15 protein-coding genes are annotated in these 17,345 nt (G+C 69.7%); 10 read left to right on the top strand and 5 right to left on the bottom strand.

Annotated elements, in window-relative coordinates:
• Positions 1 to 20: 20 nt before the first annotated feature.
• A complete protein-coding gene (locus EV640_RS08155) occupies positions 21 to 1,361 on the bottom strand; it encodes a UDP-glucose dehydrogenase family protein (RefSeq protein ID WP_133726231.1) in 1,341 nt (446 codons plus the stop codon).
• A gap of 54 nt (positions 1,362 to 1,415) precedes the next feature.
• Entirely contained in the window at positions 1,416 to 2,333 is a 918-nt protein-coding gene (locus tag EV640_RS08160; RefSeq protein ID WP_369797199.1) for an IclR family transcriptional regulator, read from the bottom strand.
• Positions 2,334 to 2,451: 118 nt separating this feature from the next.
• Here EV640_RS08160 and leuC point away from each other — a divergent pair, with 118 nt between their 5' ends.
• The 6 genes from leuC to EV640_RS08190 all read left to right on the top strand — a co-directional run bounded on the left by leuC (position 2,452) and on the right by EV640_RS08190 (position 9,236).
• Positions 2,452 to 3,885 carry a 3-isopropylmalate dehydratase large subunit gene (leuC, locus tag EV640_RS08165; protein WP_133726232.1) on the top strand — a complete coding sequence of 478 codons (1,434 nt, stop codon included), beginning with the start codon at positions 2,452 to 2,454 and terminating at the stop codon, positions 3,883 to 3,885.
• A gap of 110 nt (positions 3,886 to 3,995) precedes the next feature.
• Positions 3,996 to 4,595 carry a 3-isopropylmalate dehydratase small subunit gene (leuD, locus tag EV640_RS08170; protein ID WP_036474843.1) on the top strand — a complete coding sequence of 200 codons (600 nt, stop codon included), beginning with the start codon at positions 3,996 to 3,998 and terminating at the stop codon, positions 4,593 to 4,595.
• 145 nt (positions 4,596 to 4,740) lie between these two features.
• Positions 4,741 to 6,063, top strand: a complete 1,323-nt coding sequence (gene murA, locus EV640_RS08175) for a UDP-N-acetylglucosamine 1-carboxyvinyltransferase (protein WP_036474842.1) — start codon at positions 4,741 to 4,743, stop codon at positions 6,061 to 6,063.
• A gap of 24 nt (positions 6,064 to 6,087) precedes the next feature.
• On the top strand, positions 6,088 to 7,068 hold the full coding sequence (locus EV640_RS08180) for a lysophospholipid acyltransferase family protein (protein ID WP_243832269.1): 981 nt from the start codon (positions 6,088 to 6,090) through the stop codon (positions 7,066 to 7,068).
• A complete protein-coding gene (locus tag EV640_RS08185) occupies positions 7,065 to 8,084 on the top strand; it encodes an NAD(P)H-dependent glycerol-3-phosphate dehydrogenase (protein WP_133726233.1) in 1,020 nt (339 codons plus the stop codon). The genes EV640_RS08180 and EV640_RS08185 overlap by 4 nt, the downstream gene beginning before the upstream one ends.
• Positions 8,085 to 8,087: 3 nt before the next feature.
• Positions 8,088 to 9,236: a D-alanine--D-alanine ligase family protein gene (locus tag EV640_RS08190; RefSeq protein WP_133726234.1), complete on the top strand. Its 1,149-nt coding sequence runs from the start codon at positions 8,088 to 8,090 to the stop codon at positions 9,234 to 9,236.
• An 84-nt stretch (positions 9,237 to 9,320) separates the two neighbouring features.
• Here the strand turns inward: EV640_RS08190 and EV640_RS08195 are convergent, their stop codons facing one another.
• Positions 9,321 to 9,863 (bottom strand): DUF3515 domain-containing protein, encoded by a 543-nt coding sequence (locus EV640_RS08195; RefSeq protein WP_235180994.1) that lies wholly within the window; start codon positions 9,861 to 9,863, stop codon positions 9,321 to 9,323.
• Positions 9,864 to 9,915: 52 nt separating this feature from the next.
• Between EV640_RS08195 and EV640_RS08200 the strand changes: the two genes are divergently transcribed.
• Genes EV640_RS08200 through rsmD form a run of 4 tightly spaced genes read left to right on the top strand, consistent with a single transcriptional unit; the run spans position 9,916 to position 15,009 of the window.
• Entirely contained in the window at positions 9,916 to 10,941 is a 1,026-nt protein-coding gene (locus EV640_RS08200) for an LCP family protein (RefSeq protein WP_133726235.1), read from the top strand.
• Complete coding sequence (locus EV640_RS08205) at positions 10,925 to 12,163, top strand: DAK2 domain-containing protein (protein ID WP_166645890.1); 1,239 nt, start codon at positions 10,925 to 10,927, stop codon at positions 12,161 to 12,163. The genes EV640_RS08200 and EV640_RS08205 overlap by 17 nt, the downstream gene beginning before the upstream one ends.
• Positions 12,164 to 12,170: 7 nt before the next feature.
• Positions 12,171 to 14,381 carry an ATP-dependent DNA helicase RecG gene (locus EV640_RS08210; protein WP_133726237.1) on the top strand — a complete coding sequence of 737 codons (2,211 nt, stop codon included), beginning with the start codon at positions 12,171 to 12,173 and terminating at the stop codon, positions 14,379 to 14,381.
• A 19-nt stretch (positions 14,382 to 14,400) separates the two neighbouring features.
• Positions 14,401 to 15,009, top strand: coding sequence for a 16S rRNA (guanine(966)-N(2))-methyltransferase RsmD (gene rsmD / locus EV640_RS08215; RefSeq protein WP_279586516.1), 609 nt, complete (start codon positions 14,401 to 14,403; stop codon positions 15,007 to 15,009).
• On the opposite strand, the gene EV640_RS08220 is transcribed toward rsmD, so the two are convergent.
• Entirely contained in the window at positions 14,972 to 15,901 is a 930-nt protein-coding gene (locus tag EV640_RS08220; protein WP_133726239.1) for a spermidine synthase, read from the bottom strand. The genes rsmD and EV640_RS08220 overlap by 38 nt on opposite strands.
• Positions 15,901 to 17,316, bottom strand: coding sequence for an aminotransferase class I/II-fold pyridoxal phosphate-dependent enzyme (locus EV640_RS08225; protein WP_243832270.1), 1,416 nt, complete (start codon positions 17,314 to 17,316; stop codon positions 15,901 to 15,903). Before EV640_RS08225 ends, EV640_RS08220 begins: the two co-directional genes overlap by 1 nt.
• Positions 17,317 to 17,345 lie beyond the last annotated feature (29 nt).

The raw sequence follows: 17,345 nt of genomic DNA on the forward strand, positions 1-17,345 counted from the left end.
CCCTGCGGGCGGTCTCCGGCTCAGGCTTGGTGGAAGAACCGGCCCAGCTGGGCGAAGCGCCAACCGGCGCCTTCCCACTCTTCGGCAGGCAGCACGTTGCGCGCGTCGATGAACTGCTTCTGCGCCACCAGGGACTCGAGGTCGCCCGGAGTCAGCGCCTTGAACTCGTTCCACTCGGTGGTCAGCACCACCAGGTCCGCGCCGGTGACTGCCTCGGTGAGCGAGTCCACATAGCCCAGACGCGGGAAGCGCTTGGCCGCGTTGCGGTTGCCCTCGGGGTCATAGACCGCGACGTCGGCGCCGGAGCTGAACAGCCGGACCGCCACGTCGAGGCCGGGGGAGTCCCGGACGTCGTCGGAGAGCGGCTTGAACGCCACGCCGAGCACGGCGATCCGCTTGCCGGCAAGCTCGTTGTCCAGGATCTGCTCGGCCAGGGTGACCACCTTCTCGCGGCGGCGCAGGTTGATCTGGTCCATCTCGTCGAGGAACCGCATGGTGTGGTCCAGGCCGAGCTCGCCCACCCGGGTCTGCAGGGCGCGGATGTCCTTGGGCAGGCAGCCGCCGCCGAAGCCGACCCCGGCGTTGAGGAACTTGCGTCCGATCCGGGTGTCGTGGCCGATCGCGTCGGCCAGGGTGGTGATGTTGCCGCCCACAGCCTCGGTGACCTCGGCGAAGGCATTGATGAAGGAGATCTTGGTGGCCAGGAACGCGTTCGCGGCGACCTTGACCAGTTCGGCGGTCTCGAAGTCGGTGCTGATCCAGGGGGTCTCCCGGGAGAGCGCCTCGGAGTAGACCTCGCGCAGCACGGCCTCGTCGGCGGCGTCGGAGGTGCCCACGACCAGTCGATCGGGGCGCAGCGTGTCTTCCACGGCGAAGCCCTCGCGCAGGAACTCCGGGTTCCAGGCCAGGGTCACGCGCACACCTTCGGCGGACTCTTCCTCCACCAGGGCGGCCAGGCGCCGTGCGGTGCCCACCGGGACGGTGGACTTGCCCACGATCAGGGCGTCCTTGCTGATCGACCGAGCCAGGGATCGCGTGGCGGCGTTGACGAAGGTCATGTCCGCGCCGGTGCCGCCGGCCTGCTGCGGGGTGCCTACGGCGATGAAGTGCACGTCGCCCCAGGCGCCGACCTCGTCGAGGTCGGTGGTGAAGCGCAGCCGGCCCGAATCCACATGCTTGCGGATGAGCTCCGGCAGGCCGGGTTCGTGGAAGGGGAGTTCGCCGCGGGAGAGCGAATCGATCTTCTCCGGGTCGATGTCCACACCCAGGACGTTATAGCCCAGCTCTGCCATGCATGCCGCATGGGTGGCGCCGAGGTAGCCAGTTCCGATGACACTAATATTCTCAATCACGCCCTTCATACTAGGCGTCGGATCGAGATTCCTGGGAAATGCGCCCAGGTCGGTGTGCCTCGACTAGTGCTCGCCCAGACCGTGCTCCGCGGCGTCGGGGTTCTTGCGCACCAGCTCGGTGAGCTGATGCGCAGCCTGCACCACGACGCCGGCGTATTGGCGCCCCGGCTGACGGGTCAGCCGCTCGATCGGCCCGGAGATCGAGACCGCCGCGAGCACCCGTCCCGAGGGTCCGCGCACCGGGGCTGAGACCGAGGCGACCCCGGCCTCACGCTCACCCAGGGACTCGCCCCAGCCGCGGCGTCGCACCCCGGCCAGCACCGTGGGGGTGAACCGGGCGCCCTGCAGACCCTCCACCAGGCGTTCGTGGTCCTCCCAGGCCAGCAGCACCTGGGCGGCGGAGCCGGCCTTCATCGAGAGCTGGGTGCCCACCGGGATCGAGTCGCGCAGACCGATCGGTCGTTCGGCGGAGGCCACACAGACCCGGGCGTCGCCCTGCCGGCGGTAGAGCTGCGAGCTCTCCCCGGTGGCGTCGCGCAGCCGCAGCAGGATCGGTCCGGCCGCGGTGACCAGCCGGTCATCGCCGGCGGCAGAGGCCAGCTCGGCCAGCCGAGACCCGATCACGTAGCGTCCGCGCACATCGCGGCTGAGGAACCGGTGGTGCACCAGGGCGCTGGCCAGCCGGTGCACGGTGGGCCGGGCCAGACCGGTGCACTCCACCAGCTGGGCCAGGGAGGCCGGCCCCGCCTCCAGGGCGTCCATGATCATCACCGACTTGTCCACCACCCCGATCCCGGAGGGCGAATGCAGCGGTCGCGGCGGGTCCGGGGGCAGCGTGGGGCCTGATCTGCTCCCGGAATCGGCGGGGGGCAGCTTCTGCGCCACCATTCGTCGCGGAGCACCGGCTGCACCGGCGGCGGAACGTGCGGTCTGCGGCGAGTACTGTTCACCGGGCCGGGGAGAATAGGGCGAAGCTGGCATGGGCCCATGATACTGGTAATCGCCCCCACGATCTCAGATAATGAGACCTGCGCCTGGCGGTATAGAAGCCTCCGCCCAATGGTGCTTCTGTAGAGAGTGAGCCCACCAGGAGGATCCCATGGCGAACAAGCCACTCACGCTGCCTGAGAAGGTCTGGCGCGATCACGTCGTCGTCCCCGGCAAGGAGTCTGACGGTCAGCGGTCTCCGGACCTGCTCTACATCGACCTTCACCTGGTCCACGAGGTGACCAGCCCGCAGGCCTTCGAGGGTCTGCGCCTGGCCGGGCGACCGGTCCGCCGCCCGGACCTGACCATCGCCACCGAGGACCACAACACCCCGACGCTGGAGATCGACAAGCCGATCGCGGACCCGATCTCGCGCAAGCAGGTGGATACGCTGCGCGCCAACGCCAAGGAGTTCGGCGTGCGGATCCACTCCCTGGGCGACGCCGATCAGGGGATCGTCCACGTGGTGGGACCACAGCTCGGACTCACCCAGCCCGGCATGACCGTGGTCTGCGGGGACTCCCACACCTCCACCCACGGGGCCTTCGGCGCCCTGGCCATGGGCATCGGCACCTCCGAGGTCGAACACGTCCTGGCCACCCAGACCCTGCCGCTGAAGCCTTTCAAGACCATGGCGATCACGGTCAACGGCTCGCTGCGCCCCGGAGTCAGCTCCAAGGACATCATCCTCGCGGTGATCGCCGAGATCGGCACCGGCGGCGGTCAGGGCTACGTGTTGGAATACCGCGGCAGCGCCATCGAGGAGCTCTCCATGGACGCGCGGATGACCATCTGCAACATGTCCATCGAGGCCGGCGCCCGAGCCGGGATGATCGCCCCGGACGCGACCACCTATGAGTTCATCAAGGGCCGCCCGCACGCCCCACAGGGCGAGGACTGGGACGCCGCGGTGCAGTACTGGGATTCGCTGCGTACCGATGATGGGGCGGTCTTCGACGCCGAGGTGATCCTCGACGCCGACACCCTGGACCCCTTCGTCACCTGGGGCACCAACCCGGGCCAGGGCGTGAGCCTCAACGGCGCGGTCCCGGCGCCCACCGACTTCACCGACGACGTCGCCCGCGAATCCGCCGAGCGCGCGCTGACCTACATGGACCTGGAACCTGGAACCCGGATGAAGGACATCCGGGTGGACACCGTCTTCCTGGGCTCCTGCACCAACTCCCGGATGGAGGATCTGCGCGCCGCCGCGGAGATCCTGGTCGGCCGCGAGAAGGATCCGGAGATCCGGATGATCGTGGTCCCGGGTTCGGCGAGGGTCCGGCTGCAGGCCGAGGCCGAGGGGCTGGACAAGGTGTTCAAGGAGTTCGGCGCCGAATGGCGCTTCGCCGGCTGCTCGATGTGTCTGGGCATGAACCCGGACCAGCTGGCCCCCGGAGAGCGCTGCGCCTCCACCTCGAACCGCAACTTCGAGGGCCGGCAGGGCAAGGGCGGCCGCACCCACCTGGTCTCCCCGGTGGTGGCCGCCGCCACCGCGATCCGCGGCACCCTCTCCGCCCCTGCCGACCTCCTCGTCTCCGCCTGAGCTCGCGCACCGCCTGAGCTCGCGCACCGCCTGAGCTCGCGCACCGCCTGAGCACGCGCACTGCCTGAGCACGCGCACCGCAAGCGCACCGCCCGCGACAGAAAGTCACCATGGAACCCATCACCACGCACACCGGCGTCGGCGTCCCGCTGAGGCAGTCCAATGTGGACACCGACCAGATCATCCCCGCGGTCTACCTGAAGCGGATCACCAAGACCGGCTTCGAAGATGCGCTGTTCTCCTCCTGGCGCAAGAACCAGGACTTCGTGCTGAACCAACCGGCCTATAAGCACGGCTCGGTGCTGGTCGCAGGATCGGACTTCGGCACCGGGTCCTCCCGGGAGCACGCCGTCTGGGCGCTGAAGGACTACGGCTTCCGTGCCGTGATCTCCTCGCGCTTCGCCGACATCTTCTACGGCAACTCGGCCAAGCAGGGTCTGCTGGCCGCGAAGGTCGCCCAGCCCGACGTCGAGCTGATCTTCAAGGAGCTGGAGAACAACCCCGGCACCGAGGTCACCGTGGACCTGATCCACCGCACCGTGCGCTGCGGCTCGGTGGACACCAGCTTCGAGATCGACAACTACACCCGCTGGCGGCTGCTGGAGGGGCTCGACGATATCTCGCTCACACTGCGCGAGGAATCACACGTCGACGCGTTCGAGGCGAAGCGTCCCGGATTCAAGCCGAAAACCTTGCCAGCAAAGGTCTGACCACGCCCGATGCCACCTGGTGGCGGCGGGGTCTTGACCGAATTGTTGCCTGCGCCGCCGGCGGAACTGGGAAGGGATCCCAGCAGATGTGGTTACAGTGGCAAAGCTACATTCCACGTTTGTCGAAGAAGGGACCGCCAGTCCAATGGCCAAGCTGCTCACCGTCCAAGGTGGAAAGCCACTCGAGGGATCCGTCCACGTCCGTGGCGCAAAGAACCTCGTGCCGAAGGCCATGGTGGCCGCCCTGCTGGGCAGTGAGCCCTCCCAGCTGCGCAACGTCCCGGCGATCAAAGACGTCGAGATCGTCACTAATCTGCTCCAGATCCACGGTGTCAAGGTCGAGGCCGACCCGATCACCAATGACCTGACCCTGGACCCGCGCGACTCCTACAGCGCGGCGCACTCCGAGATCGACGCCTATGCCGGGGACTCCCGGATCCCGATCCTGTTCTGCGGCCCGCTCATGCACCAGCACGGCGAGGCGTTCATCCCCGACCTCGGCGGCTGCCGGATCGGTGACCGCCCGATCGACTACCACCTCGAGGTGCTGCGCAACTTCGGCGCCGTGGTGGACAAATCACCCACCGGGATCCACATCTCGGCGCCGCGCGGACTCAAGGGCGCGAAGCTGACCCTGCCCTACCCCTCCGTGGGTGCCACCGAGCAGGTGCTGCTCACCGCCGTGCTCGCCGAGGGCATCACCGAGCTGGAGAACGCCGCGGTGGAGCCGGAGATCCACGACCTGATCGCGATTCTGCAGCAGATGGGCGCGATCATCACGGTCTACACCGACCGCACCATCCGCATCGAGGGAGTGGACCGGCTCTCCGGCTACCGCCACCGGGCGATCACCGACCGCAACGAGACCGCCTCCTGGGCCTCGGCCGCGCTGGTCACCCAGGGCGACATCTACGTCAAGGGCGCCGCGCAGCGGGATCTCACCGCGTTCCTGAACACCTACCGCAAGATCGGCGGCGAGTTCTCGGTCGACGACGACGGCATCCGCTTCTGGCACGCCGGGCATGCCCTGAAGCCGCTGGTGCTCGAGACCGACGTGCATCCGGGCTTCATGACCGACTGGCAGCAGCCGCTGGTGGTCGCGCTGACCCAGGCGCACGGCGTCTCGATCGTGCACGAGACCGTCTATGAGAACCGGTTCGGCTTCACCGAGGCGCTGCAGCGCATGGGTGCCTCGATCCAGCTGCACCGCGAGTGCCTGGGCTCAAGCCCCTGCCGCTTCGGGCAGCGCAACTTCCTGCACTCCGCGGTGATCTCCGGACCGGCCGAGCTCCACGGCGCCGAGATCGACGTCCCGGACCTGCGCGGCGGCTTCTCCCACCTGATCGCCGCGCTGGCGGCGAAGGGCACCTCCACCGTCACCGGCATCGAGGTCATCAACCGCGGCTATGAGCACTTCATGGACAAGCTGGGCGACCTGGGTGCGGATGTCGTGATGTCCGAACGCTGAGTCGGGCCGGTAGGGTCTATCCCTGTGACCGATCACAGCAGCGACCCAGCACCCGTCGAGGGCCGAGGCCGCTCGAGCCGCCGCAGATCCGGCTCGAGCCGCCGCCGGTCTGAGCGCCCCGCGACGGCGGGGCCGGACACCACCGACTACACCGTGGGTCGCGGCACCCGGCTGGGCTTCTCCGCCGCCGCCGCGGTCTGCGTCCCGGTGCTGAACCTGGCGCTGGGCCGGCGCTGGCACGGGCTGGAGACGCTGCCGAAGGGCGGGTTCATCGTGGTGGCGAACCATGTCAGCGAGGTCGATCCGCTCGTCGTCGCCCATGCCGTCTACCGCAGCGGCCACACCTTCCACTTCCTGATCAAGGACTCGCTGGTCAGCATCCCGGTGCTGGGCAAGGTGTTCAGCGGGCTCAAGCAGATCCCGGTCTCGCGGGACAGCCGCACCGACGCCGGCCGCTCGCTCGATGCGGCCAAGGAGGTCCTCGCTGCCGACGGCGCAGTCATGATCTACCCCGAGGGCACCCTCACCCGGGACCCCGAGGGCTGGCCGATGCGCGCGAAGACCGGCGCCGCCCGGCTCGCGCTGACCACCGGAGCCCCGCTGATCCCGATCACTCACTGGGGTGTCCAGGAGCTCTTCGGCACCTACGCCAAGGTCCCGAAGTTCTTCCCGCGCAAGCGCTACCAGCTCACCGTGGGGGAGCCGATCGACCTGAGCGATCTGCGCGGGGGCCCGATGACCCGCTCGGTGCTCACCGAGGCCACCGAACGCATCGAGACCGCCCTGACCGAAGGTGTGGCCTCGCTGCGCGGGCAGGAGCCCCCCGAGCAGATCTGGGATCGCAGCCTGCGCCAGCGGGTGCCGCGCAGACAGCCCCGCCGCGCACCCCGCGCTGGGAGTGCCGCGACGCCACAGCCCGTGACCGACCAGCCCAAGACCGACCAGCCCAAGACAATCCAGCCCAAGACCAACCAGCCCGACGAGGCGCAGGAGGATCAGCCGTGACCAAGATCGCCGTGCTGGGCGCCGGCAGCTGGGGCACCACCTTCGCGAAGGTGATGGCCGATTCCGCCGTGGTCGGCGGCGCCGAGCCCGCCGTCGTGCTCTGGGCGCGCCGCCCCGAGGTGGCCGCCGAGATCACCGAGTCCCACACCAACACCACCTACCTCGGGGAGACCCGCCTGCCGGCGATGATCACCGCCACCACCGACCTGGCCGAGGCGGTGCGCGACGCAGAGGTGGTCGTGCTCGCCGTGCCGGCCCAGTCGCTGCGCTCCCAGCTGCAGGTGGTCCGGGAGAACCTGCACGACTCGGCGATCCTGGTCTCACTGATCAAGGGTCTCGAGCGCGGCACCGACCTGCGGATGTCCGAGGTCATCGGCGCCGAGCTCACCGTGGCGCCGGACCGGATCGTGGTGGTCTCGGGACCCAACCTGGCGATGGAGATCGCCCGCGAGCAGCCCACCGCCTCGGTGGTCGCCTGCACCAGCACCGAGACCGCCGAGCGCGTCGCGGCGCTGTGCAACAACGCCTACTTCCGGCCCTACACCAACACCGATGTGATCGGGGTGGAGATCGCCGGAATCGTGAAGAACGTCATCGCTCTGGCCGTGGGCATCTGCGACGGGCAGCAGCTCGGCGACAACTCCAAGGCCTCGGTGATCACCCGCGGCCTCGCCGAGACCACCCGGCTGGCCACCGAGCTGGGCGGACGCCTGGAGACCTTCTCCGGCCTCGCCGGGCTCGGGGACCTCGTCGCGACCTGCGCCTCCCCGCTCTCGCGCAACCGCAGCGCCGGCCGGCTCCTGGGCGAGGGGTTCACCGCCGAAGAAGCCACCGCCAGGCTCTCCCAGACCGCCGAGGGCATGAAGTCCGGCTCCGCGGTGGTCGAGCTGGCCCGCCAGCACCAGGTGGAGATGCCGATCTGTGAAGCCGTGGTGGCCGTCCTGGACGGCGTGCTGCCGGTGGACCGGCTCTCCTCGCTGCTGCTGGCCCGTGACCTCAAAGCCGAAGGAAGATGACCCATGGTCGAGCTTGATCCTGCCCTGAAACCTCGCGTCCTCGTGCTCTACGGCGGACAGTCCTCGGAACATTCGGTGAGCTGTGTGACCGCCGCCGGGGTGCTGGGCGCCATCGACACCGAGGCGTTCGACGTCGTGCCCGTCGGCATCACCGCCACCGGTCAGTGGACCCGCCCGGTCACCGATCCGCGCAGCCACGGCTTCGGCGGAGACGAGCTGCCCCGGGTGCTGCCCACCGAGTCCACCGTCCAGCTGCACTCGGGCCCCGCGGGATCCTCCGAGCGCCGCGCCGAGCTCCTCGAGGTCCACGCCGACGGCAGCTCCACCGCCCTGGGCCACGTGGACGTGGTGTTCCCGCTGCTGCACGGCCCGTTCGGGGAGGACGGCACCATCCAGGGGCTGCTCGAGCTCGCCGGTCTGAGCTACGTCGGCGCCGGGGTGCTCAGCTCTGCGCTGGCCATGGACAAGCACTATATGAAGATCGCCTTCGCCGCCGCCGGACTCCACGTCGGGCCCTGGGTCACCGTGACCGACCGGCAGTGGACCCAGGACCCGGCCGAGGCGCTGGAACGGATCCGCGAGCTGAGCCTGCCGGTGTTCGTGAAGCCCTCCCGGGCCGGCTCCTCCATGGGGATCACCCGGGTCGAGGACCACGCCCAGCTCGAGGACGCCATCGCCGAAGCGCGCAAGCACGATCCCAAGGTGATCGTGGAGCAGGGGATCGACGGTCGGGAGATCGAGTGCGGCGTGCTCGGATCCCAGAACGGTGCCTCCGCCCGGGCCTCGCTGCTGGGCGAGATCGTGGTCCACGACGGCTCCCAGGCGCACCAGTTCTACGACTTCACCGCCAAATACACCGACGCCGCAGCCGCGGACCTCTCCTGCCCGGCCGAGCTGCCCGAGGAGGTCAGCGCGGAGATCCGCCGCCAGGCCGTGCTCGCGTTCGAAGCTCTCGGTGCCGAGGGGATCTCCCGGGCGGACTTCTTCTACACCACCGGCGGGGACGTGGTCATCAATGAGGTCAACACCATGCCCGGCTTCACCCCGATCAGCATGTACCCGCAGATGTGGAAGGCCACCGGGATCGGCTACACCGAGCTGATCACCGAGCTGATCTCGCTGGCCCTGCAGCGCCCCGCCGGTCTGCGCTGAGCCTTCTAGCGGGCGGCACTTGGCTCTCCTTCTCGGCGCTGAGCCTTCCAGAACAGCGATGAGCCTTCCACCGGGCTGAGCGGCTCAGCCCTGCGGCTCGATCGCCTCGCCCTCCTGGACGTCCTGCGCGTCCTCGGTCTGCTCGATGTCCTGATCGGTGGTGGTGCAGGCGCGAGTCTGCTCCACCTGCTGCACGGCGGGCGCCAGGCCGAGCATCGCGGTGGAGGAGGCGACCTGATCCAGGTTCAGCAGCACCTCCACGGCGGGATCCCGGCCATAGGTGACCAGCCGCCAGGTCTGCTCATCCTCCTCCAGGGCGAGCCAGTCCACGCCGTCGGCGCCCACACAGTGCTCTGGGCTCGGTCCCGGCGGGACCACGCCGCAGCGCATCACCACCTCGCTGGGGTCGCCCCACACCGCGGTGCCCTGGGAGGTGGTGGGCCGCAGCTCGTGGTCCCCGATCACCTCGGGCACCGCGAGCATCACGTCGGCGCAGTCCGGATTCGCCGCGTCCGGAGCCGCCTCCACCGTCGCCGTGGAGGCGCAGCCGCTGATCAGCCCCAGTCCCAGCACTGTGAGGAGGACATTGCGGACGCGAGCACGGCGGTCGCCGGAGTTGATAGACACATGACATATTCTGTATGAAGTCCTAAGTACTTGCCCATTCCAGGAGCACCAGATGACGTATGAGGTCGACTACGACAAGCCCCGCCGGAAGCGGCGCGGGCGTCGTGCCGCGCTGATCATTGTGAGCGTGGTGGCCGTCGTCGTCGTCGGGGCCCTGGTGGCGGGCATGGTCTACCTGAACTCATTGAGCAGCGCCTATGAAGATAATGCGCAGACCTTCGAGCAGAGCTTCCCCGAGGATGAGGGTCGCCCGGTCAAGGCCGAGGACGACGAATCCATCAACATCCTGCTGCTGGGATCCGATGAGAACGGCGGCTCCGGGGAGACCGAGGAGCTGTCCCGGGTGCCGCAGGGCGGCCGCTCGGACACCATGATGCTGATGCACGTCCCCAGCGACCGCGAGAGCGTGCAGATCATGTCGGTCCCGCGTGACCTCTGGGTGGAGGTCCCGGGTCACGGCGAGCACAAGATCAACGCCGCGCTGAGCCTGGGCGGGCTTCCCTCGACCATCGACACCTTCGAATCGCTCTTCGACGTGCGGATCGATCATGTGGCCGCGGTGGACATGCTCGGCTTCACCGGCCTGGTCGACGCGCTCGGCGGGGTCACCGTGAATTCGGGCTACGACCAGCCGTTCACCACCGGTGAGGGGTTCACCTTCCAGCCCGGTGAGCAGGAGATGAACTCCGAGGAGGCGCTCTCCTTCGTCCGGCACCGGCAGAGCTTCCCCGACGGGGACCTCCAGCGAGTGCGCAACCAGCAGGCGTTCATCCAGGCCGTGATCGACCAGACGGTCACCCCGGAGAACCTGAGCAACCCCGGCCGGGTCCGGGACCTGGTGGAGACCTTCTCCCCGCACCTGATCGTCGATGACACCCTGAGCTCCGGCACCGTGGCCTCGCTGGGCTGGAACCTGCGCGGCGCGGTGAACAATGTGGAGTTCTTCACCGTCCCGACCGGGGAGAGCAGCTACTCCGACGACGGCCAGTGGATCTTCTACCAGGACCAGCAGGCCATGGAGGACATCGCCGACGCGATCGCGGACAGCACGCTGGACGACTATGCAGCATCGCGATGAGCCGAGCTCGCGACCTCCGCTGAGGCCACTGCCAGGCCACGCTCGAGCGCAGTCCTCCGCTCGGGGCAAGGTCAAGGGTGCTGCCGCAGTGCACCGCTGGTTCCTCCTCGCGGAAGCCGCCCTGGAGCGCAACGTCGAGCCGCTCAACCGACTCAACGTCTTCCCGATCCCTGACTCGGACACCGGGGAGAACATGCTGGCCACGATCCGAGCCTGCCGCGCCAGCGTGGAGGCCTCCTCCACCGAGGACCTGGGCGAGCTCTTCGCCGCGGCCGGTTCCCGGGCGATGTCCGAGGCCTACGGGAACTCCGGCACCCTGCTCGCGGTGCTGATCTCTGGGCTGGCCGAACCGCTGCATGGTCAGCAGCGTCTGACCATCTCCGGGTTCTCTCGTGCGCTGGAGCGGGCCAAGGTCCGGTCCTGGTCCGCGCTGACCGACCCGGTCGCCGGGACCATGCTCTCGGTCCTCGATGCGGTGCACTCCGAGGTGCACCACCGCGCGCTCCGGGCGGAGGAGCCCGAGAGCCGGGCGGCATTGGAGGCCGCCATGCCCTACGTGGTCTCCCGGGCCTTCCTCGCGGTGCAGGCCACCCGGGAACAGCTGCCGGTGCTGCAGCGCGCGAACGTGGTGGACTCCGGAGGAGCCGGACTGCTGGTGGTGCTGATCGCGCTGCACTCGACCATCACCGGGATCGCCATGGACTTCGCGCCGCTGCAGAGCCTGCCCGGCTGGCAGCAGCCCCCCGCGGGTCACCACGCTGCAGATCAGCACGCCGCAGATCAGGGCCCCACGGATCACCGCGCCGCAGATCTGCAGCCCGGAGATCAGCAGCCCGGAGGCCAGCAGCGCACGCCGGAGACCGGCTCGCCGGCGGCTGAACCGGTCACCGAGACTCCAGCGCCGGACGGATCCGAGGTGATGTGCACCGTGCGGCTGGATCCGCTCGGGGCCGCCTCGCTGCGCCACCAGCTCGATGATCTCGGCGATTCGGTGATCGTGACCCCGATCGACGCGAACCCCGACGAAGAAGGCACCTACCGCTGGCGGATCCACGTGCACACCCTCGAGGAGCCGCGCACCTGCACCACAGTGCACGCCGCGGGCCCCGTGGAGTCCTACGCCGCCACCGCGCTGCACCACAGTCCCGACAACAGTCCCGACCGCAGGCCCGCCGCCCAGGCGGAGACCACCCACGCCCCGCCGGCCCGAGACCAGGAGTGATCCCCGCGTGGACGTGCTTCCCTCCACCGAGCTGAGCCGGATCATCGGCGCGGAATCGGCGAAGACGCTCGAGCAGGGGCTGGGCATCACTACCGCCGCGCAGCTGCTGCAGCACTATCCGCGCCGCTGGATCGAGTTCGGCCAGCTCTCCTCCTTCCGCGACCTCCCCGAGGCCGGGGAACACGTCAGCCTGATCGCCGAGGTCACCGGGGTCTCGGTGCGCAAGATGGCGAACCGGCGCGGCTCCCTGGCCGAGGTCTGGGTCACCGATGACGAGGGCAACTCGCTGAAGATGGCGTTCTTCAACGGTTGGAGCGTGGGCCGCCAGCTGACCCAGGGAGCCCGGGCGATCTTCCACGGCAAGGTGGGCAGCTACCGCGACCGCCCCACCCTGAACAACCCCGACTTCACCGTGTTGGTCGACGCCGACCCGGAGACCATCACCGACCAGGTGGACCCGGAGTCGGACCCGCTGGGCGCCGCTGCGCTGCCGCGCGCACTGAACCGGGGCAAGACCCCGGTCCCGCTGTATCCGGCCACCTCAGGGATCAGCAGCTTCCGGATCCTGGACTGCATCGAGATCCTGCTGGACCTCATCGACTTCGCCGCCTGGCCCGAGCCGCTGCCGGAGCAGGTCCGCGCCTCCGAGGAGCTGCCGGAGCTGGGTGAGGCCTACCGGCTGATCCACCGGCCCGAGACCATGGAGGACCCGGAACGCGGGATGCGCCGGATGCGCTACCACGAGGCGTTCCTGCTCCAAGGGCTGCTGCACCTGCGTCGCGCCCAGGAACAGCACCGACGGGCCCTGCCGCGGCCGGCGCAGGAGGCCGGACTGCTCACCCGGTTCGACGCCGGACTGCCGTTCACGCTCACCGAGGGTCAGGTCCGCTGCGGGGAGCTCATCGGCGCCGAGCTCGACCGCGAGCACCCGATGAACCGGCTGCTCCAGGGCGAGGTGGGCTCCGGCAAGACCCTGGTCGCGCTGCGCGCAATGCTGCAGGTGCTCGAGACCGGGGGACAGGCCGTGCTGATCGCGCCCACCGAGGTGCTCGCCGCCCAGCATGAGCGCTCGCTGCGCCGGATGCTCGGCGGCCTCGCCGAGGAGGTCGGGCTCACCCTGCTCACCGGCTCGATGGGCACCGCCGATCGCCGTCGGGCCCTGCTCGACATCGCCTCCGGCACCGCCGAGCTGGTGGTCGGCACGCATGCTGTGCTCGGCGAGCAGGTGCACTTCGTGGACCTGGGCCTGGCCGTGGTCGATGAGCAGCACCGGTTCGGGGTGGAGCAGCGCGACGCCCTGCGCACCCGCTATGAGCTCACCCCGCACATGCTGGTCATGTCGGCCACCCCGATCCCACGGTCGGTCGCGATGACCGTCTTCGGGGATCTGGAGCTGACCACGCTGGAGGGCCTGCCGAGCGGCCGGCAGCCGATCGTCACCCATGTGGTGCGCACGGTTCAGGGCCCGCGGTTCATCGGCCGGGTCTGGGAACGGATCGCCGAAGAGGTCGCCGCGGGGCACCAGGTCTACGTGGTGTGTCCCAAGATCAGCGAGGCCGATGCGCGCGAGGACCCGGAGACCGGGGTGCAGACCGACCAGGATGCCTCGGTGGAGCTGATCGCTGCGCGCCTGGCCGAGCACCCGCTGCTGAGCAGGACCCGGCGCGCCGTGGTCCACGGGAGAATGGACGCCGCCGCCAAGGAGTCGGTGATGACCGGCTTCGAGCGCGGGGAGATCGATGTGCTGATCTGCACCACGGTGATCGAGGTGGGCGTGGACGTGCACAACGCCACAGTGATGGCGGTGCTCGACGCCGACGCCTTCGGAGTCTCCACCCTGCACCAGCTGCGCGGACGGATCGGCCGTGGCGGCGCCCACGGGCTCGCGCTGCTGGTGACCCGGCTGCCCGACGGGCACCCGTCCCTGGAGCGGCTGGAGCAGGTGGCGGAACACTCCGACGGGATGACCCTGGCCCGACTGGATCTGCAGCGCCGGCGTGAGGGCGACGTGCTCGGCGCGGCCCAGGCCGGCCGGGCTTCCACGCTGAAGCTGCTGCGCACGATCCGAGACGAGAAGATCATCGTCCGCGCCTCCGAGCTGCTGCGCGAGATCAGCGCACAGGATCCCAGCTGGGCGGACTACCCTGGACTGCGCACCGCCGTGGGGGAGTACCGCGACCTCCACGAGGGCGCCGACGAGTTCATCCAGCGCGGCTGAGCAGTCCGACCGTAGGGCCCTGAGACAGGAGTGTGAGATGGCACGGATCATCGCCGGCACGCATAAGGGACGCCGCCTCGTGGCCGTCCCCACCGACGCCACCCGACCCACCAGCGACCGGGTCAAGGAGTCGCTGTTCTCCCGGCTCGAGGGCTATGACGCCCTCCGCGACGCCGTCGTGGTGGATCTCTATGCCGGCTCGGGCGCGCTGGGCTTCGAATCGCTGAGCCGCGGTGCGCGCAGCCTGGAGGCCGTGGACAAGGCTGAGGCCGCGGTGCGCACGCTGCGCCGCAACGCCGAGTTCTTCGGCGCCGAGGCCCCGCCGGCGCTGCGCCGGGAGATCACGGTGCACAAGGCCGACGCGCTGAGGTACCTTGGCTCACGCAGCGGTCCACCCATCGAGCTGCTCTTCCTGGACCCGCCCTACAGCCTCGGAGACGCCGAGCTGTTCAAGGTGCTGAGCGCCGCGAGGGAGCAGCTGCATCAGGCGGCCACCGTGGTGATCGAGCGCGACGCCGGCAGCGGCGCGCCCTCACTGCCGGAGGGACTCGAGATCTTCAGCGAGAAGTCCTACGGCAGCACGCAGATCTTCATGGTCGAGCCCACTGAAGCAGCTCTTCCGCACTGAGCACGTCGCCGGGGTGAGGGCCCGCGGCCCAGAGCGCGTTGAGCTCGGTCTGCTCCAGCGCCGCACCGCGGCGCGCGGCGAAGCTCAGGTTCCCCTCGGCCCGGGCCTCGAGCACATCGCTGGGCGCGCTCAGCATCGCGCAGCGCGCCGCCTGCTCGGTGCCCGGAGCGATGGAGGCGCCCGGGTTGCCTGAGGCGTCCGGGACGGCTGAGGCGTTGGGGATCAGCGTGGCCGCCGCGTCGAGCAGCGAGACCACCTGCGCCCGGACGAAGTCCATCGGCGGCTCATCCCCGAGATTCACCAGCAGCAGCCCGCCCGGGACCACCTGCTCAAGGACTGCCCGGTGAAACTCCGGGCTGCGCAGGTGCTCTGGCGCGGCCGCACTGTTGAAAAGGTCCACCACGACGACGTCGAAGCTCACCCCTTGCAGGGCTCCACCGGGGCCCAGCACCGCGGCGGCGTCGGCGACCAGATTGCGAGGGCTTCTGCGCATCGGCAGATGCTCCAGCACAAACTCCACCAACTCAGGTTCGATGTCCACCACGGTCTGCTCCACCGCGGGCCAATGGTGCTCGATGAAGCGCGGCAGGGTCAGCGCTCCGGCACCCAGGTGCAGTACGCGCGGCGCACCGGTTGCTGCAGTCGAAGCGCCGGCGGCGGGGGCTCCTCCCAGGCGCTCGCGGGCGCAGGTCTGCAGCACGGTACCCATCCGGAACAGGTAGTCGTGGAGCAGATAGTCGGGATCCCCGAGCTCCACATGGGACTGCTCGGCCCCGCCGATGCTCAGCACCACGCCGTCCTCGGTGAGGTCGTCCTTCACGAGCTCGGCCAGCTGCCCGGAGAAGGAGAGTCGCTGGCTTCGGGGCAGGCCCAAGGCGTCGCGCTGGCGCATCAGGGGGTTCCGGTGCTGGCCGGCGCTAGCGTCTCGGGTGCGGTGACCGGCGCCGCGCTGGCCGGCCGCGCGGTGGCAGGCCGTGCGTTGGCAGGCCGCGCGTCGGCCGGCGGGTGGCTGGCCAGCGCGGCGGGGAGATGCTCACGCATCCGACGCAGCCCCTCTTCGATGGTGGCGTGGTCCTTGCAGAAGGCGAAGCGCACCAGATGCTCCAGCTCGTCGCTCGGGTTGGCCCGGTGCTGGATGGTCAAGGCAGAGACCGGGATCGCGGCCACCCCCACCTCCTCGGCGAGGACCCGGCAGAACTGCGCGGCCGAGAGCGAGGTGATGCCAGAGACGTTGCCGAGCACGAAGTACCCGGCCTCGGCGCGATTCGGTGCCAACCCGAGTTCCTCGAGGCCGGCGCGCAGCAGATCCCTGCCGGCCTCCAGCTCGGCGGTGTTCTGCGCGAAGAACCCCTGGTCGTCCTGGAGCCCGTGGCCCACCGCCCACTGGAAGGCCGGGCCGGAGGAGAAGCTCAGGAACTGCTTGACCCCGCGGACCTGGCTGACCAGTTCGGCGCTTCCGGTGACCCAGCCGACCTTCCACCCGGTGACCGAGAAGGACTTCCCGGCGGAGCCCACCGCCACGGCCACCTCCTCGGCGCCGGGGATGGTCAGGATGCTGCGGTGGGGCAGCCGCGCATCCGAGAGCACCAGATGTTCGTAGACCTCGTCGCACATGATCCGCAGGTCATGCTTGACCGCGAGCGCAACGATCCGGGTCAGCTCCTCGGTGCTGAAGACCGTGCCGGTGGGGTTGTGCGGGGTGTTGAGCAGGATCATCGAGGTGCGCTCGGTGATGGCGGCCTCGAAGGCGTCCAGATCCGGGCGGAACTCCGGACCGCGCAGTGCCACGCCCACCAGCCGGGCGCCGGCCAGCGCGGCGCAGGCCCCGTAGGAGTCATAGTGCGGCTCGAAGGTGAGCACCTCGCTGCCGGGCCGGGCGAAGGCCAGGATCGTCGCGGAGATCCCTTCGGTGGCGCCGGTGGTCACCATGACCTGGGTGGCGGGATCCAGCTCCACGCCCTGACGCCGGGCCTGGGCGTCGCTGATCGCCTCGCGCAGGGTGGGCAGTCCCATCCCCGGGGCGTACTGGTTGCGCGGGCCGGTCTCGGGCTCGGTGATCGCCCGCGCGGCCAGCTGCAGCAGCCAGTCCGGGCCCTCGGTGTCGGGGAATCCCTGGCCCAGGTTGACCGCGTCGTGGGCGATGGCCGCCGCCGTCGTGCGCTCGTAGATGGTGGGCATCACCGCAGGGGTGCTCGGCGGGGTGCTCGATGAGGTTTCGAAGCCCAAGGTGTTGGCCCCGGCCGCGGTCCGGGCCCAGGGCTGATCGAGGGCGAGCGGATCCGGGCTGGGGGAGCGATGAGAGGACATGGACTCCATCGTAGACAGCCAGCCGATCG

The organism is Nesterenkonia aurantiaca (assembly GCF_004364585.1).
GTDB classification, from domain to species: Bacteria; Actinomycetota; Actinomycetes; order Actinomycetales; family Micrococcaceae; genus Nesterenkonia; species Nesterenkonia aurantiaca.